General features: G+C 65.4%; 13 protein-coding genes. 9 read left to right on the forward strand and 4 right to left on the reverse strand.

Going from position 1 to position 20,105, the window contains the following annotated elements; genetic code table 11:
* Nucleotides 1-239: 239 nt before the first annotated feature.
* The 4 genes from HAV18_RS18760 to HAV18_RS18775 are packed head-to-tail and all read right to left on the reverse strand — an operon-like array spanning nt 240 to nt 5,837.
* Complete coding sequence (locus HAV18_RS18760) at nt 240-1,352, reverse strand: Rieske 2Fe-2S domain-containing protein (protein WP_166958418.1); 1,113 nt, start codon at nt 1,350-1,352, stop codon at nt 240-242.
* A gap of 24 nt (nt 1,353-1,376) precedes the next feature.
* Nucleotides 1,377-3,077, reverse strand: a complete 1,701-nt coding sequence (locus tag HAV18_RS18765; RefSeq protein ID WP_166958420.1) for an NAD(P)/FAD-dependent oxidoreductase — start codon at nt 3,075-3,077, stop codon at nt 1,377-1,379.
* A 58-nt stretch (nt 3,078-3,135) separates the two neighbouring features.
* A complete protein-coding gene (locus tag HAV18_RS18770) occupies nt 3,136-4,221 on the reverse strand; it encodes a monodechloroaminopyrrolnitrin synthase PrnB family protein (protein WP_166958422.1) in 1,086 nt (361 codons plus the stop codon).
* Nucleotides 4,221-5,837: a tryptophan halogenase family protein gene (locus tag HAV18_RS18775; RefSeq protein WP_166958424.1), complete on the reverse strand. Its 1,617-nt coding sequence runs from the start codon at nt 5,835-5,837 to the stop codon at nt 4,221-4,223. The genes HAV18_RS18770 and HAV18_RS18775 overlap by 1 nt, the downstream gene beginning before the upstream one ends.
* Before the next feature lie 554 nt (nt 5,838-6,391).
* Here HAV18_RS18775 and HAV18_RS18780 point away from each other — a divergent pair.
* The 9 genes from HAV18_RS18780 (at nt 6,392) to HAV18_RS18820 (ending at nt 19,937) form a co-directional block, all read left to right on the forward strand.
* Complete coding sequence (locus HAV18_RS18780; RefSeq protein WP_166958426.1) at nt 6,392-6,850, forward strand: transposase; 459 nt, start codon at nt 6,392-6,394, stop codon at nt 6,848-6,850.
* Nucleotides 6,851-7,152: 302 nt separating this feature from the next.
* Nucleotides 7,153-7,752 (forward strand): LysE family translocator, encoded by a 600-nt coding sequence (locus HAV18_RS18785; RefSeq protein ID WP_166958428.1) that lies wholly within the window; start codon nt 7,153-7,155, stop codon nt 7,750-7,752.
* Nucleotides 7,753-7,770: 18 nt separating this feature from the next.
* Nucleotides 7,771-7,974 (forward strand): DUF4148 domain-containing protein, encoded by a 204-nt coding sequence (locus HAV18_RS18790; protein ID WP_279573929.1) that lies wholly within the window; start codon nt 7,771-7,773, stop codon nt 7,972-7,974.
* A gap of 299 nt (nt 7,975-8,273) precedes the next feature.
* Entirely contained in the window at nt 8,274-8,591 is a 318-nt protein-coding gene (locus HAV18_RS18795) for a hypothetical protein (protein WP_166958430.1), read from the forward strand.
* A gap of 244 nt (nt 8,592-8,835) precedes the next feature.
* Complete coding sequence (locus tag HAV18_RS18800) at nt 8,836-10,080, forward strand: efflux RND transporter periplasmic adaptor subunit (RefSeq protein ID WP_166958432.1); 1,245 nt, start codon at nt 8,836-8,838, stop codon at nt 10,078-10,080.
* 21 nt (nt 10,081-10,101) lie between these two features.
* A complete protein-coding gene (locus HAV18_RS18805; protein ID WP_166958434.1) occupies nt 10,102-13,230 on the forward strand; it encodes an efflux RND transporter permease subunit in 3,129 nt (1,042 codons plus the stop codon).
* Nucleotides 13,227-16,559, forward strand: a complete 3,333-nt coding sequence (locus HAV18_RS18810; RefSeq protein WP_166958436.1) for an efflux RND transporter permease subunit — start codon at nt 13,227-13,229, stop codon at nt 16,557-16,559. Before HAV18_RS18805 ends, HAV18_RS18810 begins: the two co-directional genes overlap by 4 nt.
* Before the next feature lie 3 nt (nt 16,560-16,562).
* On the forward strand, nt 16,563-18,026 hold the full coding sequence (locus HAV18_RS18815; RefSeq protein WP_166958438.1) for an efflux transporter outer membrane subunit: 1,464 nt from the start codon (nt 16,563-16,565) through the stop codon (nt 18,024-18,026).
* A gap of 300 nt (nt 18,027-18,326) precedes the next feature.
* The gene (locus tag HAV18_RS18820; RefSeq protein WP_166958440.1) at nt 18,327-19,937 is read left to right on the forward strand and encodes a DUF4435 domain-containing protein; all 1,611 of its coding nucleotides are present in this window, start codon (nt 18,327-18,329) and stop codon (nt 19,935-19,937) included.
* Nucleotides 19,938-20,105 lie beyond the last annotated feature (168 nt).

Here is a 20,105-nt window from a genome sequence, read left to right on the forward strand (position 1 = left end):
AGCGCCGCCGTGAATCGCCGCCTGCCCGGCCCCGCCATTTCTTCGAAATCCGACGTTACCCGCGTGTCATTCCCATTCATCGCACCTTCCACTGGATTGAAGACACTCCCCGCCCAACGAGGTGAAACGATGAACGCGAAACAATGGGCCGTGCCCGGCTCGGGCGTGCCGGCCGCATGCCTTTCCAGCGCGATCCTGCTCATGGGCCGGTTCGGGGGCCGCCGCTCACGCATCGCCGCTCACTCGCGGCTGCGCGGTCGAGCGCTCGCCTCGGCGACGCGGTCGACCCAGCCCCGGTAGAACGCGCGGTACTTGAGCACGAGCTTGTCGTACCTGCTGTACGCGCCGCCACCGTCCGGCTTCATCCCGTTCCAGATCTTGACGTCGTACCCCGCGGCCTGTCGGGTCTGCAACCCGAACAGCACGTAGTCGATCGCGCGGCGCACGGGGCCGCCCACCTTCTTGATCGAGATGAGCATGTGCATGACGTTTTTGCCGTCGCTCACCGGCGTCACGCACTGGAGCAGCTTGTACTTGAAGTCTCCGTCCAGCGCGACCGTCATGACGCATCCGCCGGGGTAGCCGTCGAAGTGCAGGTTCATCTGCGACATGTTCAGGCCGAGCGCACGCGACAGCATGCCGAGGGGCCCGAAGTACCGATTCACGGTGAAGTCGATCCCGGCACCGAACCACGCACCCGCCCGGGCCAGCGACTCGACCTCCGGCCACGGGCGCCAATCGTCGAAGAGCTTGAGCTCGAAGGCCGAGATCGGGAGCGCGTGCACGGGAGTCGCGTGCTGCGCGTCGTAGAAGTTCTCGACGATCCGCAAGACCGCCGTCGTCGTCTCGAACGCGAAGTGCAGGTGCATGAAATCGCCGTTGTCGACGTCGGCCGCGGCGATGTCGGGCAGCGGGTGCAGAGGCTGCGGGGAGCCGTACCACACCCACACGTAGCCGTATCGCTCGGCGGTGACCAAGGTCGGCTGGCGCGCCCCGCGCGGGACGGGCTCCAGTTGGCGCACCGCCTGGCTGTGACCGGGGATGTGAACGCACTGGCCCTGCTCGTCGTACCGCCAGTGGTGAAACGGGCACTGGATGCACCCGTCCTCGACCCGCCCGTCGGCCAGGTTTGCGCCGAGGTGCGAGCAGTGACGGTCCATCACCACGGCCCGCCCCGTCGCGCCGCGCCACGCCACGCACGGACGGCCGAAGAGCGTCAACTCGGTCGGCTTGTCCTTGAGGTGGTCCGAGCGCATCGCGACGTACCAGCTCGCGGCCACGCGCGTGGTCGCGTCGTACGCCCCTGGGGGAGGCGCGTTGGCAACCGCTTGATCCAATTGAACGTCGTCCATCGTTGTCCTGACGGTGTCGGCCGACTACTTCAGCGCCAGGCCAATGCGGGTCGTGATGTACGCCCTGAGCAGCGCGAACATCGGGTTGTAGTCGAAGTATTTTTTCACCTCGGCCGGCGCGCTGGTTTGCGTCCAGTGCATCAGCTTCATTGCCGGTACCAGGCTGTACTTCGAGTTGTTGAGCTGCGGCCTGGCCCCGGTGATGCAGTACCCGAAGCCGAACATCGGCCTGGCGAAATCCCGTTCGTCGATGAGGGCGTGAATCCGCGCCGCGGCCTCCTCGGCCGGCTTGCGCCCGGCGCTCACGGCCTCGACCTCGGCCTTGGCGTCGTTGAACAGCTGGTAGTACCCCTCCATGTCCGCGCACAGGTACCCGAGGTACGGGGGGTCGTTGTCGAGGTGATCGAGGTCGCCCTCGTCACGCGACGCGCGGAACCTCGCGTGGGCTTGCACGAGCCGGAACTGCCCGAGGATCGTGCCGACCGCCCACAGCCGGTGGAACGCGTCCCACAGGCGGAAGTCCGAGAACGCCGTGTAGCAGCAGCTGACGAAGTCGTCGTTGTGGTCCAGAAGCTTCTGCTGCAGGCGCTCGATGTACTCGAAGCGCTCGGGGGAGAAGTCGTCGTCACGCAGCGCCTTGATGAGGCGCGCCGCGAGCGCGTGGATCGTCACCGCGGTGTTCTCGAGCCCCCGGGAGAAGAGCGGGTCGATGAACCCGTTCGCGTGCAGCATCAGGCAATAGCGGTCGCCGACGCAGGCGCTCGACGAGAATTGCAGGCGGTCGGTCTTGACCCAGTCGCGCACCGGCACGGCGTCCCGGAACTGCGCCGCGATGCTCGGGAATCGCGCGAGGAACGCGTCGAATTCCTGCTGCGCGGAGATGTCCGTTTTCGGGTAGATGCGCGGGTCGAGCTGCAGGCCGACGCTCACCAGGTTGTTGGTCGACCGCGGGTGGTTGTTGAACGGAATCACCCAGAGCCAGCCGCCCTCGAACATGTGGTGCAAGGTGCCCTCGTGCCAGCGCCAGCGCTGCCCCTTGACCTTGAAGATGTCGTCGAACGGCTTGACCCCGAGCATGTGCGTGTAGAGGCTGCGCGAGTGTGTCTTGAAGCGGCACGGCTCCTCGCGGAGGTTGAACTTGGTCGCGAGCGGCGCGCGCGGTCCGCCGCAGTCGATCATGTACCGGCCGGTGAACCGTTCGCCCTGGGCAGTGGTCACCGCGACGCCGTCCTTGTCCGCGTGGTATTCGGTCACGGTCGTTTTCTGACGCACCGTGCAGCCGTACTTGATCGCGGCCTGCAACAGGTAGGCATCGACGTCTTGCCGGTAATAATGGCTCTCCGGACCCCACGGCAGCTCGGGAATGACGCACTGCGTGAATTCCTTCGGGTCGTGCTCCTGGCCGGGCTTGTGGAACACGAAGCCGAAGTTGCGCTTGATGCCCGTGCTCGACGCGACGTAACGCTGCGTCGCGTAGAACGACGTGATGCGGTCGAGCTCCGGAATGCCGTAGCGATCGGCGATGATGCGATTCATGAGCGACGTCTCGGGGATCGACGATTCGCCGATCGTGAACCTCGGGTGCGACGACTCCTCGATGATCAGCACGCGAAACTGCTGGTTGGCCAGGATGGCTCCCATCTGGGTGCCGGACATGCCCGAACCGAGGATGATCACGTCGAAGTGGTTGCTGTCGCGCCCGTTCGCGGGGCTCTGCTGAGTCATGGGGGCACACTCTCCTTGTGAGATGGAACACATGGTCGAACGCGTCAGGCGTCAGGTGTCAGGGCGCGTCGAGCGCGGCGCGGACGCGGGACCGCGCGGCACGCGTGAGCGCGAGTAAATCGACGAGCGCGCTGGGCGCATACCCCCCGCTGCCGATCGCGGGGCCGCTTTGCCCGGCTTCGTACGCCCGCTCCGCCAATTTGATGTGAGGCGCGCGGAAGCGCAGCAGGACCTCGAAGACCCGGTCGAGAGCCGCCAGCCCGGCCCCGACTGCCCCCCCTCGCGCACCGGCCGCTTGCGCCTCGCCAAGCACGCGGTCGACGAGCGCCGGCTCCCCGGCGAACCGGGCGTAGACCGCCCTGTAAGCGGGAAGCACGTAAGGCAGGTACGTCTCCTTGAATTCTCGATAACCCTGGTGGTCCGCTTGCGAGCCCCACAGCACGTGCTCCAGCACGAAGAGAGGCATTTCCACGGCACCGGGGCCGAGGTAGCTCCGCCCCCCGATTCGAATCGGTTCGTAGTACGGGCGGAGCTCGTCGTAGAAGACCTGCACCGAGATGAAGCGGTAGGCGTAGACGATCGATTCGACCATTTTGTGGAGATAGTCCGCCAGTTCGTCGCACCCTTCGGCGAACGCCGGCGACCGCAGGGGCACGTCGTACAGCTCGACGGTCAACGCGATGGCCGCCTCGAGGGCCGCCATCGAGATGCGCACGCTCTCGAGCAGGTGCGATTCGTCGCGCAGCCCGGTGTAGCTCCGCTGCGCGTCGGCTGCCGCAGGGTTCCAGACTGTCACATGCAGGAGCGTCTCGCGCGGCGGCAGGTCGGTCGCGCGCGCCAGGTCGAGCAGCACCGGCTCGAGCCCGGGCACCGCCTCCGCGGGCTCGTGTCCGTGCCGCTTGAGCGACCCCAGGAAGAACCCGATGTCCCGCATCGCGGCGGCGGCTTCGACGAAGCCCCAGCGGGCGGGCACGCCGCGCGCCGGGAGAAACTCGCGCAACAGGCCGACGATGCCGGGCACGTCCCTTTTACGGTTCAGGCCTGGCAGTTGCAGAACGAGCGCGCGCGCCTGCAGCGGATCGCAGGCTGCCACCGCGGCGTGCGTGGCCGCCGATGCGCATACCCGGTCGAGGGTACGCTCCACTACAGGATTTCCGGTGCCGCGAGCGTCGGCCCGGGCTGGCTGCGAGACAGCCCCGCGTCACCCTCGCGCAGCGACCGCAGGTAGTCGTAGTTGGTCGGCAGGCTCGTCCGCAGACGCTCGGCCTCGCGCCGGATGCGGGCGAACATCGCCTCGGCCTTGTCGATCGACTCCGGCCGGTGCCGCAAGAGCGGCAGCGACCGGTCGGGCAGCATGCCCAGGCCGGCAAAGATGCAGTAGTAGTTTCCGTTCAACCAGAAGTTCCTGAATTCGTAGTCGAACGTTTCGTAGTACGTGGAATCGTCGAACGACGTGGTGGTCAGCGGCAGCCCCGCCTTGTAGCGCTCGACCTTTTCCTTGATGGCGTCCGAGAGCCGGAGCTCGTGACGGTTCGCGAGCCAGAACGGCGTGTCGTCGCGCGACGTGGTGAAGTAATGTGCCTGGACGAAATCCCGGCAGTCGTCGAACATGTGGACGATCTCGGCGTTGAATGCGTCGGTCAACCGCGGGTCGAACGAAGTATCGGGGAAGTGCTTCACGAGCTGGTAAAGCGCCGCGTAGATGAAGTAGATTCCCGTCGATTCCAGGGGCTCCAGAAAGCACGACGACAGCCCGATGGCGACGCAGTTGTTGACCCACGCCCGCCCGTTGCGACCGACCCGGAACTTGATCTGGTTGAGCGGCTGCTTGTCCGAGAGGCCCCAGAGGTTGAGGAAGTCGGCGGTGGCCTGGTCGCGCGAGGTGAACTTGCTCGAGAAGACGTAGCCGCTGCCGAACCGGCCCAGCATCGGAATCTTCCACGTCCACCCCGAATTCATGGCGATCGCGGAGGTGTACGGTTCGACCCCCACGCGCGCGTCGGCGTTGGGCACGGCGCTGGCGACCGCGCTGTCGCACAGCAGGTAGTCGGACATGTCGATGAAGGGCTCCTTCAGCGCCTGGTTGATCAGGAGCCCCCGCATGCCGGAGCAATCGATGAACAGGTCCGCCTCCAGCGTCCGCCCTTCCTTGGTGGAGAGACTGGAGATGTAGCCGCGGTCGTTCAGGTGAACCTCCACGACCTCGTCGACCACCCGCTTCACCCCGCGTTCGACGGCCCAGCGCTTCAGGAAGTCGGCCACCAGGTGGGCGTCGAAGTGCCACGCGTGAGACATCTGGCGGGTGCCGTCGGACAGGCACGGTGCCAGCTTGCCGTCGAGCGCCCCGGGCTGCGGGTAGCAGGCGTACTCCATCGGCTGCTGGAAGCCCTGTTCGCGCTTGCGCAGCCAGTAGTGGGTCAGCGGCACGCCGTCGCAGTTCGGCACGTTGCCGAACAAATGATAGAAGTGATCGTCGCGCGAGCGGTCAGGGGACTTCCTCCAGTTCACGAACTTGATGGCGGCCTTGAACGCGCCGTTCACCTGGGGCATCCACTCCCGCTCCGGTATCCCGAGGAAGTCGAAGAACACCTTCTGCAAGCTCGGGATGGTCGCCTCGCCCACGCCGATCCGGGGGATCGCCTCAGACTCGACGAGCGTAATGTTCGTGTGCTGCTGGAGCGCCCGGACCAGGTACGACGCGGCCATCCAGCCCGCGGTGCCGCCGCCCACGATGACGATATTCTTGATCGGGTTGCTCATGACCCTCTTCTCATAGGATATGAAACCTGAATGGATAGTGCCGCCTTGTCGAGCCGAACCCGGAACCCTTCAGGTAAGGCGTCCTAACATATATGAGACCATCACGAACGGATCGACTTGCCGATTCCGCAATCGCCATTAGCGCATCGAGATGCTCACACAACGTCAGCTTCCCGAGTCTTGCCATGCCAAGCAGCCGATCTCTGCGGCACACCTTAGCAGTGTTAACGATGCCGCATATCTCAAAAATTCATATCAACTTCAATTGATCCAGAGGAATATTTAATCCAGTAAAGTACCGGCGAGATATTTTCCACAAAACCATTTACCTTTCCAAACGATACATTCACTTTTTCATTCGGATCTCGCGCACCGGTGAATTTATTGTATAAAAATTCGAAATAACAGACTGAATTCACATGAAGCAAAAAGGTCATCATCATTTCCGAAACAAAGATGTCAACCTTTGCGCATTTCGGCGGCCTTGACCGGCTTCCCGTGTTTAGTGGGTGTGGTGAACATGAACTTTTCCTCTGACAAGACAAGATGTCGGGATGAACGCCCGCAAGCCTTACCCGCGCGATGCAAGCGACAAAGAACGGTCGTTCGTTGTGCCGTATCTGGCGCTGGTGCGAGAAGACAGCGAACAACGCCGCCACGCGCTTCGCGAGGCCCTCAATGCGCTGCGCTGGATGCGAGCGGGCTGTTTCGGGGCGATCGTGCATGATCGGCGAGAACTGTTGCGCGTGTTCGATAGACGCAAAGCGCAACCCGGTGCCATGATCATCGACAGCCGCACATTGCAATCGACCCCGGAATCCGGTGCGCGCACCGGCTACGACCGCGCGAAGCGCCTCAAGGGTTCGAAAGTGCATCTGGCGGTCGATACGCCGGGCCAGTTGCTGGCACTGCATGTGACACCGGCCAATGAGCGGGATCTAATTAAACGATTCAGAATCGCGACTGAACCTACCACGCGGCAAGTTCCGCTTTACTTTGCGGCGCAAAAATAGGTGTGATCATGTAACAGTGTTTGCGTCTATTTTTAATCATGATCAGGAACCTCCATCCCCGGAATTATTCGGGTCGACAACGTACAATTTACTGCGCAATGGCAAAGCTGTAAAAAATGCGCCATTTCCAGAAAACCCATCGAAAATCAGGCGATTTTCTCTTGATCACCGTTAGCATATTGACTGAGCACCGCTAGCGCTTATTGTGACCCCCAACAGCTTCCCGAATTCTGAATGACTGACAACGAATACGACAGTCCGCCCCGACGCGTGGCGACCGTCATCGACACCAAGGAAGCAAGATGCCGACATTCCAGGTGATGTTGAAGATGGCACTCTACGTTTCGCTGGTCCTGGCCACGCCCGGGCCAACAAATACCCTGCTTCTGTCATCGGGAATCAAGGTCGGCTTCCGGCAATCGTCATCGCTCCTGGTTGCAGAGGCATCGGGCTATGGCTTCGCGATATCACTGTGGGGTTTCTTCCTGGCGACATTCGCGGCCACCCGGCCATGGCTTTACGATGTGCTGAAGCTCGGGAGCTCGGCCTATATTTTCTATCTCGCCCTGCAGCTATGGAAAAGCCCACGCCTTGAAGACATCCGGTCGGGCACCATCGGCTTTCGCGACATGTTCGTCGCGACGACCATGAACCCGAAGGCGTTATTGTTCGCCACCGCGATCTTTCCCCCGCAAGCTTTCGTATCGGTTCCGTTCTATCTCTGCTCGATCGCGGTCTTCACGGCGCTCGCCGTGACGATCGGCTCGATGTGGCTTGTCATCGGCGGCGTCCTGACCGCGCGCCGGTCTCTGGCCACCCATACCGGAACGCTGCTTCGCGGTGCGTCGGTCGTGCTGTTGATGTTCGCGGGCACGCTGGCGTTTTCCGTACTCAATCGTTAGGGCCTGCCGTTCGGCACACTGGCCTTCGCACAGGCCACGCAGGCGCCGCTCACGCGCGCCGAAGTCCGCCAGCAACCGATCGGGGCCGACGCCGACGGCCTGCTGCCGACGAACCGGAACGACTATCCGCCGTCGCACGCGCCGATCGCGCGCAACCGCCGGCTTGACGCGCTCGCACATCCCGATGCGGCCCCGGTCGCGACGGATTCTGCCGGCAATTGATCTCCGCATATTACCGACAGCCAGCTGACAACCGGATGGCGTGCCGGCCCGGCACCGGTCGGAGGATTCCGCGGCGCCCGCAGCCGGGCCCGCGAAATCCTTGTCAATCAAGCGCTTGAGCGCACCGGCCCGACGGCCGTCATCCCGTCCGACGATCGCGCCGCCCGCGTGAACGCCGCCGTGAATCACCGCTTCCCCGGCCCCGCTATTTTTCGAAATCCGACGTTACCCGCGTGTAATTCTCATTCATCGGACCTTCCACTAGATTGAAGGCATTCCCAGCCCAACGAGGTGAAGTGATGAACGCGAAACAATGGGCCGTGCTCGGCTCGGGCGTGCTGGCCGCATGCCTTTCCATCCAGCCGGCAATGGCCGGCATTTCGATCGGTCTCGGCATCGCCGCGCCCGCTCCCGTTTATGTCGCACCGGCACCCGTGTACGTCGCGCCGCCGCCGGTCGTCTATGCGCCGCCCCCCGTGGCGTACGCGCCGCCCGTCGTGGCCGCGCCCGTGATGGTGCCGACGGTCGGCATCTCGCTCGGCTGGCACAACGGCCGCTATTGGGACGGCCGCCGCTGGTGGGGCCGGCAGGAATGGGCAGCCCATCGTCGCTGGTAAGCCGCTCCCGATATCGGGCCGCACGCGGGCGCCCGCCGCCCTTCCGGCCGCACCCGCCCTTTCGTCCGTCCACGGTTTCGCCAGCAAGCGCCGCACCGCGTGCACCGTCACGCGGCGCCGGCCGGTTGGCGGTACACGGTTGCACCGCAGCGGCCGTCTATTTCCATTCGATCGCCACCCCCATTCTCAGGAGTCCTTTCATGTCATGCAGTAGCGCGATGTGTCGCCCATGCGGGAGCCGGACATGAGCGCCCCCCAGGCCGCCCCGCCGGCGCGGCGCCGGGCCCGCCGCTGGATCGTCATCGTCGTGCTGGCCGTGCCGGTCGCGCTGATCGCCTTTCACCTGCTGCGCCCGACGAAGCCGGTCCGTACGACACCGGCCCAGGTCGTCAGCGTCGCGACCGCCGCGACGGGCGACATGCCGGTCGTGCTGAACGAACTCGGCACGGTGACGCCGGTCGCGACCGTGACCGTGCTGCCGCAACTGAGCGGTTACCTGACCGAGGTGGGCTATCACGAGGGCCAGGAGGTCACCAAAGGCCAGTTCCTCGCGCAAATCGATCCGCGCCAGTACCAGATCAGCAAGCAGCAGGCACAGGCCCAGCTCGCGAAGGACGCGGCGAGCCTCGCGCAGGCGCGCGCCGATCTCGCCCGCTATGCGCAGCTCGCCGAACACCAGTCGATTGCCGCGCAGACTTACCAGGACGCGCAGTTCACTGTGCAGCAGGACGAAGCGGCCACCCAGGCCGACCGCGCGAACATCGCGCAATACGATCTCGATCTCGCCTATTGCCACATCACCGCACCGGTGGCGGGCCGCGTCGGGCTGCGGCTCGTCGACCCGGGCAACTACGTAACGTCGTCGAGCACGACGGGCATCGTCGTGATCACGCAGATGAAACCGATGACCGTTCAGTTCACGGTGCCGCAGAACGCGCTGTCGGCCGTGATCCGGCGCGTCGGCGCGGGCGCGCAACTGCCGGTGACCGTTTATTCGAGCGACGACGACAAGCAGGTCGCGACCGGCACGCTGTACGCGATCGGCAACCAGATGGCGACCGCCACCGGCACCGTCACGCTGCGCGCGACGTTCGCGAACGACGACGAGGCGCTGTTCCCGAACGAATTCGTCAACGTGCGGCTCCACGTCGACACGCTGCACGACGCGGTGCTCGTGCCGACCGCCGCGGTGCAGAACGGCGCGCCGGGCGACTACGTGTATCTCGTCAATGCAAACCGGACGGTGTCGGTGCACAAGGTCACGCTCGGGCCGAGCAACGGCCGCTCGACCGCGATCGTCGCGGGGCTCGCGGCCGGGCAGCAGGTCGTGACCGACGGCGTCGACCGGCTCAGCGACGGCGCGGTGATCCGTATCGCATCGAACCGGGCCGGCGCCGCGCTGCCGGCTTCCGGCGCTTCGGCGGGCGACGCACCACGCCATGCCGGCCATCGCGCTGCCGTGGCCGGCGCGGCATCCGGCGCGGCCTGACGAGCGACACGCCCCGACACGATGAACATTTCCCGCCTTTTCATCCTGCGGCCGGTCGCGACGCTGCTGCTGACGATCGCGCTCGTGCTGGCCGGCGCGGTTGCGGTACGCTTCCTGCCGGTATCGTCGCTGCCCGACGTCGACTACCCGACGATCCAGGTGCAGACTTTCTACCCCGGCGCGAGCCCCGACGTGATGGCGACGACCGTCACCGCGCCGCTCGAGGTCCAGCTCGGCGAGATTCCCGGGCTGCAGCAGATGATCTCGTACAGCTCGGAAGGCGCGTCGGTCATCACGCTGCAGTTCGACCTGTCGGTCAGCCTCGACGTCGCCGAGCAGAACGTCCAGCAGGCGATCAACGCGGCGAACAGCTACCTGCCGAGCGGCCTGCCCGCGCCGCCGACCTACGCGAAGGTGAACCCGGCCGACCAGCCCGTGCTCACGCTCGCGGTCACGTCGAATTCGATGTCGCTCACGCAGTTGCAGGACACCGCGAACAACCGGCTCGCGACGAAAATCTCCGAAGTGCCGGGCGTCGGCCTCGTCACGACAGCGGGCGGCCACGTGCCGGCCGTGCGCGTCGAGGCCGATCCGCACAAGCTCGCCGCGTACGGGCTGAACATCGACGATCTGCGCACGCTGCTCGCGAACGTGAACGTCAGCCAGCCGAAAGGCAACTTCGACGGCCCCGATCTCGACTACACGATCAACGCCAACGACCAGATCACCGATCCGAACGCGTACCTGCGCACGGTGATCGCATACCAGAACGGCGCGCCGGTGTTCCTCGGCGACGTCGCGCGGGTATCGCAGGCACCGCAGGACGTCGAGCGCGGCGCGTGGCTGAACCGCACGCCGGCAATCGTGCTGAACGTGCAGCGCCAGCCGGGTGCCAACGTGATCGCGACCGTCGACCAGATCAAGCGGCAGCTCCCCGCGCTCGAAGCGACGCTGCCGGCCGGCATGAATGTGCAGATCGTCGGCGACGGCACCGGCGTGATCCGTGCGTCCGTGTTCGACGCCGCGACCGAGCTCGTGCTGGCCGTCGCGCTCGTCGTGCTGGTGATCTTCGTATTCCTGCGCAACCTGCCGGCGACGCTGATCCCGAGCATCGCGGTGCCCGTGTCGCTGATCGGCACCGTGGCCGCGATGCTCGAACTGCACTACTCGATCGACAACCTGTCGCTGATGGCGCTGATCATCGCGACCGGGTTCGTCGTCGACGATTCGATCGTGATGATCGAGAACATCGTGCGCTACATCGAGCAGGGCATGCGGCCGCTCGACGCCGCGCTGAAAGGCGCGGGGCAGATCGGCTTCACGATCCTGTCGCTAACGGTCTCGCTGATCGCTGTGCTGATCCCGCTGCTGTTCATGGGCGGCGTGATCGGGCGGCTCTTCAGCGAGTTCGCGGTCACGCTCGCGGTGACGATCCTGATCTCCGCGGTCGTGTCGCTGACCGTCGTACCGATGCTGTGCGCGCGTATCCTGCGGGCGCAGTCGGAATCGCAACCGGGCCGCTTCGAGCGTTTCAGCGAACGGATCTTCGAGCGCACGCTCGCGGCCTACGAACGCGCACTGAAGTGGGTGCTTCGCCACCAGCCGCTGACGCTCGCCGTCGCGCTGGTGACGCTCGCGCTGACACTGATCCTCTACGTCGCGATCCCGAAGGGGCTGTTCCCCGTGCAGGACGTCGGCACGATCCAGGGCATCAGCGTGGCCGACACGTCGGTGTCGTACGCGGCGATGGTCGAGCGTCAGGCGCAGCTCGCCGATGCACTGCTCAAGGATCCGGATGTCGCGTCGCTCACGTCGTACGTCGGGATCGACGGCGTCAATGCGACGCTGAACAACGGCCGCTTCCTGATCAACCTGCGCGCACACGGCGACCGCTCGGCCAGCGCCGGGACGATCGCGCGGCGGCTCCAGCAGGAAACCGCCGGCGTGCCGGGTGTGCGGCTCTACCTGCAGCCGGTGCAGGACCTGACGCTCGACACGACGCTGTCGCCGAACCAGTACCGCTTCGTGCTGCGCGGCCCGAGCCGGCAGGCACTGCAGCAGGTGATGCCCGCGCTGGTCGCGAAGCTGAAGCAATTGCACTCGATTACCGACGTGCAGAGCGATCTCGACGTCGACGGGCTCGGCGTGCAGGTCGACGTCGACCGCCAGGCGGCCGCGCGCTACGGCATCACGCCGGCGACGATCGACAACGCGCTGTACGATTCGCTCGGCCAGCGCATCGTATCGACGATCTTCGAGCAGTCGAACCAGTACCGCGTGATCCTCGTCGCGAAGCCCGAGACGATGCCGAACGTCGCGTCGCTCGGCAACCTGTACCTGCCGAGCCAGACGAGCAGCAGCGGCCAGGTGCCGCTCAGCCAGATCGCGACCGTGCGGCTCGTGAAGACGCCGCTCGCGATCCGCCATCTCGCACAGTTCCCGGCCGTGACCGTGTCGTTCAATCTCGCGAGCGGCGCGTCGCTGAGCGCGGCCGTGGCCGACGTGCGGCGGGTCGAGCGCGACGCCGCGCTGCCGCCGTCGATCCAGTCGTCGTTCCAGGGCGCGGCGGCCGCGTTCGAGGATTCGCTGTCGAGCGAGGTCTACCTGCTGATCGCCGCACTCGTCGCGGTCTACATCGTGCTCGGCGTGCTGTACGAGAGCTTCATCCATCCGGTCACGATCCTGTCGACGCTGCCGTCCGCCGGGATCGGCGCGCTGCTCGCGCTGATGATCGCGGGCGCCGATCTCGACGTGATCGGGATCATCGGCATCGTGCTGCTGATCGGCATCGTGAAGAAGAACGCGATCATGATCGTCGACTTCGCGCTCGAAGCGGAACGCGTGCACGGCAAGACCCCGGCCGACGCGATCTTCGAGGCATCGCTGCTGCGTTTCCGGCCGATCCTGATGACGACCTTCGCGGCGATGCTCGGCGCGCTGCCGATGCTGGTCGGCACCGGCACGGGCTCGGAGCTGCGCCGCCCGCTCGGCCTCGCGATCATCGGCGGGCTCGCGCTGAGCCAGCTCCTCACGCTGTTCACGACACCGGTGGTCTACCTGCTGTTCGACCGGCTAGCCGCGCGCCTGCGGCGCCGCCGTGACGCGGCCGCGCCCGGCAACGCCGCACCGGACGGCGGGAGCGCATCGTGAACCCGGCCGCGCTGTTCATCAACCGGCCGGTCGCCACGACGCTGCTGGCGATCGCGATCCTGCTGTCCGGCGCGCTCGCGTACTTCCGGATGCCGGTCGCGCCGCTGCCGAACGTCGCGTATCCGGTGATCGTCGTGCAGGCGAACATGGCCGGCGCCAGCCCGGATGTGATGGCATCGACGGTCGCCGAACCGCTCGAACGGCGGCTCGAAACGATCGCGGACGTGCAGGAGCTCACGTCGATGAGCTATGTGGGCTCGTCGATGATCGTGATCGAGTTCGGCCTCGACCGCGACATCAACGGCGCCGCGCGCGACGTGCAGGCCGCGATCCAGGCCGCGCGCGCGGACCTGCCGACCACGCTGCGCGCGAACCCCACCTACCGCCAGTACAACCCGGCCGACGCGCCGGTGATGGTGCTCGCGCTCACGTCCGACACGCTGACGTCCGCGCAGCTCTACGATTCCGCGGATTCCGTGATCCAGCAGCAGTTGTCACAGATCAAGGGTGTCGGGCAGATCACGCTCGGCGGCGGCGCGCTGCCGTCGGTGCGTGTCGAGCTGAATCCATCGAAGCTGAACAGCTATGGTATCGGCCTCGAAGACGTTCGCGCATCGCTCGGCGCGGCGAACGCGGACAGCCCGAAGGGCCATCTCGACCAGGGCGGCCATCGCTACGAGATTTTGTCGAACGACCAGATCGGCACCGCCGCGCCGTATCGCAACCTCGTCGTCGCGTACCGCAACGGCGCGGCCGTGCAGCTGCGCGACGTCGCGCAGGTTCTCGATTCGAACGAGAACGTACGCAACGCGGGGCTCTACAACGGCAAGCAGGCCGTGCTCGTGATCGTGTTTCCGGAGCCCGGCAGCAATGTCGTCAACACGGTGCGGCAGATTCGCGAGCGCCTGCCGGTGATCGAGGCTGCGTTGCCCGGCTCGGTGCACGTGGGCGTCGCGGTCGACCATTCGCAGTCGATCAACGCGTCGGTCGCCGACACCGAGCGCACGCTCGGCATCGCGGTGCTGCTCGTCGTCGGCGTCGTGTTCGTGTTCCTGCTGTCGCCGCGCGCGACGCTGATTCCGGCCGTCGCGCTGCCGCTGTCGATCGTCGGCACGTTCGGGCCGATGTTTCTGCTCGGCTACAGCATCGACAACCTGTCGCTGATGGCGCTGACAATCGGCACCGGCTTCGTCGTCGACGACGCGGTGGTCGTGCTCGAGAACGTCACGCGCTTTCTCGAGGCCGGCTACGCGCCGAAGGAGGCGGCGCTGCGCGGCAGCGCGGAGGTGGCATTCACGGTCGTGTCGATGAGCCTGTCGCTGATCGCCGTGTTCCTGCCGATCCTGCTGATGCCCGGCATCGTCGGCCTGCTGTTCCACGAGTTCGCGGTTACGCTGTCGATCGCGATCCTGCTTTCGATGGCGATCTCGCTGACCGTCACGCCGATGATGTGCGCGTACGTGCTGAGCCGGCAACATGCGCATGCAACGCCGTCGCGCGCCGGGCAGCGCGTCGCGGCCATGCTCGACCGGCTGCGCGATGCATACGCCCGCTCGCTCGACGCGGTGCTCGATCGCGCGTCGCTCGTCGGCGTCGTGCTGATCGCGCTGATCGTCGGCAACCTGTTGCTGTTCCGGCTGCTGCCCGCCACCTTCTTCCCCGAGCAGGACAACGGCACGCTGATGGGGCAGATCATCGCGGACCAGAGCATCTCGTTCGGCGCGATGCGGCAGAAGCTCGCGCAGCTCCAGTCGATCGTCCAGCAGGATCCGGCCGTCGCCGCGGTGGCCGGCTTCACCGGCGGGCGCGCGCTGAACACGGCCAACGTGTTCGTCGCGCTGAAGCCGCTCGCGCAGCGTCACGCGTCGGCCACCGAAGTCGTCAACCGGCTGCGGCCGAAGCTCGCGGCCGTCTCGGGTGCGCGCCTGTTCCTGCAGGCGCAGCAGGATCTGCGCATCGGCGGCCGGCAGTCGGCCGCCGAATACCAGTACACGCTGACGAGCGACGATCCGCAGGCGCTCTATGCGTGGACGCCGCGGCTCGTCGATGCATTGAACCAGCGGCGCGGCCAGCTGGTCGACGTGAACTCCGATCTGCAGCAGCACGGGTTGCAGACGATGGTGACGGTCGACCGCGCGACCGCGAAACGCTACGGCTTCGACCCGAACCAGATCGACAACGTGCTGTACGACGCCTTCGGCCAGCGCACCGTTTCGACGATCTACAACCAGCTGAACCAGTACTTCGTCGTGATGGAAGTCGCGCCGCAGTCCTGGCAGTACCCGTCGTCGCTCGGCCGGATCTTCGCGAGCACGGCCGCCGGCAACGCGAACGGCACCGCGCAGACGCAGTATTCGTCGGCCACCGTGCCGAATGCCGCCACGACGCTCGCGACCGGTGCGGCGGTCGGCGTCGCGACGTCGGGCGCAGGCACGAGCGGCACGACCAATGCGCAGAATGCGAATGCGCAAGCGAATGCATCGACCAACAGCATCTCGAACAGCAAGGGCGGCAGTTCGACCGGCAGCGCGGACAGCACGTCGGCGGAAACGATGGTGCCGCTCACCGCGCTCGCGCTGTTCTCGAACAGCCATACCGCGACGCAGGTGAACCACCAGGGCGGCCTCGTCGCGGCGACGATCTCGTTCAACCTGCCGCCGAACGGCTCGCTGAGCGATGCGGCCGCCGCGATCGCCGACGCCGAACGGTCGATCGGCATGCCTGCGTCGGTACACGGCGCGTTCGCCGGTGCCGCGCAGGCGTTCACGCGCTCGATGGACGTGGTGCCGCTCCTGATCGTCGCGGCGCTCGCGGTCGTCTACCTCGTGCTCGGCGTGCTGTACGAGAACACGATCCACCCGCTGACGATCCTGTCGACGCTGCCGTCGGCCGGCATCGGCGCGACGCTCGCGCTGCTCGTATTCGGCGTGCCGTTCTCGGTGATCTCGATGATCGGCTTCATCCTGCTCATCGGCATCGTGAAGAAGAACGGGATCATGATGGTCGACGTCGCGATCCAGCTGCAGCGCGACGAGGGTATCGACGCGCGCCGCGCGATCCACGAGGCGGCCGTGCGACGCCTGCGCCCGATCATGATGACGACGGCCGCGGCCGTGCTCGGCGCGCTGCCGCTCGCGCTCGCGATCGGCCAGGGCGCGTCGCTGCGCCAGCCGCTCGGCGTGACGGTCATGGGCGGGCTGCTGATCAGCCAGGTCTTCACGCTCTATACGACGCCCGTGATCTATCTGACTCTCGACCGGCTGCGCGAGCGACTCGCGCGCGGGTCGTGGCTGTGGCCGCGCGAACGGCGGCCCGAATCGAGGCACTGACCGATGACACTCCCCCGCTCCTTTTCCGGGCACGCACCCTCCGCGTGGCGGCTGTGCACCTGCGTGCTCGGTGCGGCGATCACGCTGGCGCTGGCGCTGGCCGGCTGCGCGGTCGGCCCCGACTACCACCGCCCTGCGGTCGCAACGCCCACGACCTATCGCGAGCTGCCCGGCTGGACGCAGGCAAAGCCCGACGCCGACGGCCCCAAAGGCGACTGGTGGACGGCTTTCCACGATCCGCTGCTGAACGAACTGGAGCCGCTCGTCACGGTGTCGAACCAGACGGTCAGACAGGATTACTACAACTACCAGCAGGCGCTCGCACTGGTACGCGAAGCGCGTTCCGGGCTGTTTCCGACGATCTCCGCGACGAGTTCCGCCACGCGGCAGCGTACGGCCGGTGCGGGTGCCGCGTCGGTGGCAAACTCGGGCGCGCTCGAAGGCAACGTGAGCTGGTCGCCGGATCTGTGGGGCGAAGTGCGGCGCACGGTCGAGGAGCGCAAGGCGAGCGCGCAGGCCAGCGCCGCGACCTACGCGAATGCGGCGCTGTCGGAGCAGGTGACGCTCGCGACGACGGTGATCGACCTGCGCGTAACCGACGCGAACATCGACCTGCTCGATGCGACCGTCAAGGCCGACGAAGCGTACCTGCGCGTGATCGCCGACCAGGACAAAGCCGGCACGATCCCGCCGTCTGATCTCGTCACCGCGCAGACGCAGCTCGAAAGCGCGCAGTCGAGCCTGATCGCACTCGGCGTGTCGCGCGCGAAGTACGTGCATGCGATCGCAGTGCTCGTCGGCCGCAATCCGGAAGCGCTCGACGTGCCGCATGACGCGACATTGCCGGTGCTGCCCGACGTCCCTGTCGGCGTGCCGTCGACGCTGCTGCAGCGGCGGCCCGACATCGCGGTGGCCGAGCGGCAGATGGCGTCGGAGAACGCGGCGATCGGCGTCGCGATCGCCGCGTACTATCCGACTATCTCGCTGTCGGCCGTGGCCGGGTTTTCGGCGTCGCCGCTGGCTGGGTTGCTGAACGTGTCGCACTATGTGTGGTCGCTCGGGGCGAGTGCGTCGGAAACGCTGTTCGACGGCGGCGAGCGCAGCGGTGAGGTGGCTGCCTCGAAGGCGGCGTATGACGCGGCGGTCGCGAACTATCGCGGGACGGTGCTCGGGGCGCTGCAGAACGTCGAGGACGACCTCGCCAGCGTGCGAGTGCTGGCGGATCAGGCGGCCGTGCTGGAGCGCGCGGTGGCTAACGCGAAGCGCGGTGCGGATATTGCGTTCAATGAGTATCAGGCAGGAACCGTCGACTATACGACGGTCGCTACCGCGCAGACCACGTTGCTCGGGTTGCAGGAGAGCGCGTTGACCGTGCAGCAGGAGCGGCTGGTGGCTACGGCGACGTTGTTCGGTGATCTGGGGGGTGGGTGGTCGGATGCGCGGCTGGATGTGGGGCAGCCGGGGTGATGATCATTGCGGGGCGCGTGTGGATCGCTGCCTTTCCTTTTATGACTCTTCGTAGATTGTCGAGGTCATCTGTCGGCTCGCGACCCATTGCAGACCATCGACTCACGAAATATGCGGCACGAAAGCAGCCGCTCGGCTACCCGATCCGGCTGAGACCAAGCCATCGGAAGGCTGGCAGCCCATTCTCATTGGGCATGGGTTATTCTTAAATAGGGCATCATGCCGCGAACTGCGAACCGCATTGCGGTCTCGATTCTCGCTGGGCGGCCCCAGTCGATCAACCCGAACACGGCACATTCGATGTCAACCATTCCAAACACGCGATCCATTACACTTCCGCGGCGCGGCGCAGCCGATGAGAAAATTACAACCCGTCGGAATCTGCTTTTCGTTGGTGCCAATGGCTCAGGCAAGACTCGCCTCGGAACTTGGCTTGAAATGGACTCGCCTGACAAAGCCCGCGTGTTCAGAATCTCCGCGCAGAAATCGCTGTCTATGCCTGACACGACGACGCCAATGGCTATCGACCTAGCGGAGCGGAACCTCGTCTTCGGCAACCCGACGGAGCAAGGAAACAAGCAGTTCTACCGTTGGCAAAACAAGCCTGCCACGGCGTTCCTAAATGACTTCGAGAAGCTGATGATCTTTCTGTTCTCGGACGAGACGGAGGCGAACGCCAAATTCAAGGTCGCCCAGCGCCAATCAGCCACCAAGGTCGATCCACCCCTGACCAGGCTTGACAAGGTAAAGCAGGCATGGGAGCGAATTCTTCCTCATCGCGAACTCGTAATCGGTGGCTTACGAATCCAGACCCAGGTTCGGGGCGACGCAAGCAAAATCTACAACTCGTCTGAGATGAGTGATGGCGAACGCGTCATCTTCTATCTCATCGGACAGTGTCTTGCCGCGCCCAACGACGGCATTATCGTCATCGACGAGCCGGAGCTGCACCTACATAAGTCGGTACAAGCCCCTCTGTGGGCTGAGGTTGAGAGGCTGCGCCCCGATTGCCTGTTCGTGTACCTGACTCACGATGTCGACTTTGCCGTGGCGCAAGAAGGCGCGCAGCGCGTCTGGCTAAAGTCTTTCGACGGCACATCTTGGGATTGGGAGCTCATCGAGGACAAGGACGATCTCCCGGATGACCTCTTGATCGAGGTGCTCGGCAGTCGAAAGCCTGTTGTCTTCGTCGAGGGCGTGAACGGCAGTCACGACGTCTCGCTCTACCGCGAGATACTTACCGGTTTCTTGGTCATCCCTCGCGGCAGCTGCGACCAGGTCATCCAAGCTGTTCGAGCTTTGCGTTCGAACGCTCAGCTCCATCACCTGCAGGTCTACGGCCTCATCGACCGTGACCGGCGCACGGCGCCAGAAATCGCCGCGCTGCGGAGCGACAACATCTACACGCTGGAGGTGGCGGAGGTGGAGAACCTCTTTTGTACACAGGAGGTACTGGCCCTCGTTAGCGGCCGCTTGGCTCGCGACACCGCAATCGATTTCAACCAGGCCGTCACCCAGGTCTTCAAGCAGTTACAAACCGAACTCGACACCCAGGTCTCTTTGCGGGTCGTCGCGGAGGTGAAGTTCAAGCTCAATTGTTTTGATGCGGCGGCTCGTGGAGTACCCGCGCTCTCCGCGGCTTTGCAACAACTGACTCAAAGCATTGACATTTCTGCTCTTTACGCGCAGTTCAACGCGGAATTTCAGATTGCGATTAACGCAAAAGACTATCGAGGATTGCTGCGCCTCTACAACCGCAAGTCTCTGCCGAACCAGATAGGAAACGCATTGGGACTGAAGCCGGGCGAGCTCGTCGAGCTCGTGGTTCGCCTTGCGAGAACTGATGCGCGCGCCGCTGTCGTCGCCGCCATCAAGCCGTACCTCGGTGCCTTTGCACCCCTCGTGATCTGACCAAAAGCGGCAAAAGGCAGCAGGTTCGGCATCCGGCGGACCTGACAGGCGCTTCTACTTCCGGCGCTCGAGACCGAGACGCGTACTTATGTAGCCTATCCGAAAGCGGTCTGTTGCCGATGTCCGCTCCTGGCCGAACCCTGCCGGTGACCCCTCCGACAAACCGCG

The sequence above is a fragment of the Burkholderia sp. D-99 genome, assembly GCF_011605345.1.
Classification (GTDB): Bacteria; Pseudomonadota; Gammaproteobacteria; order Burkholderiales; family Burkholderiaceae; genus Burkholderia.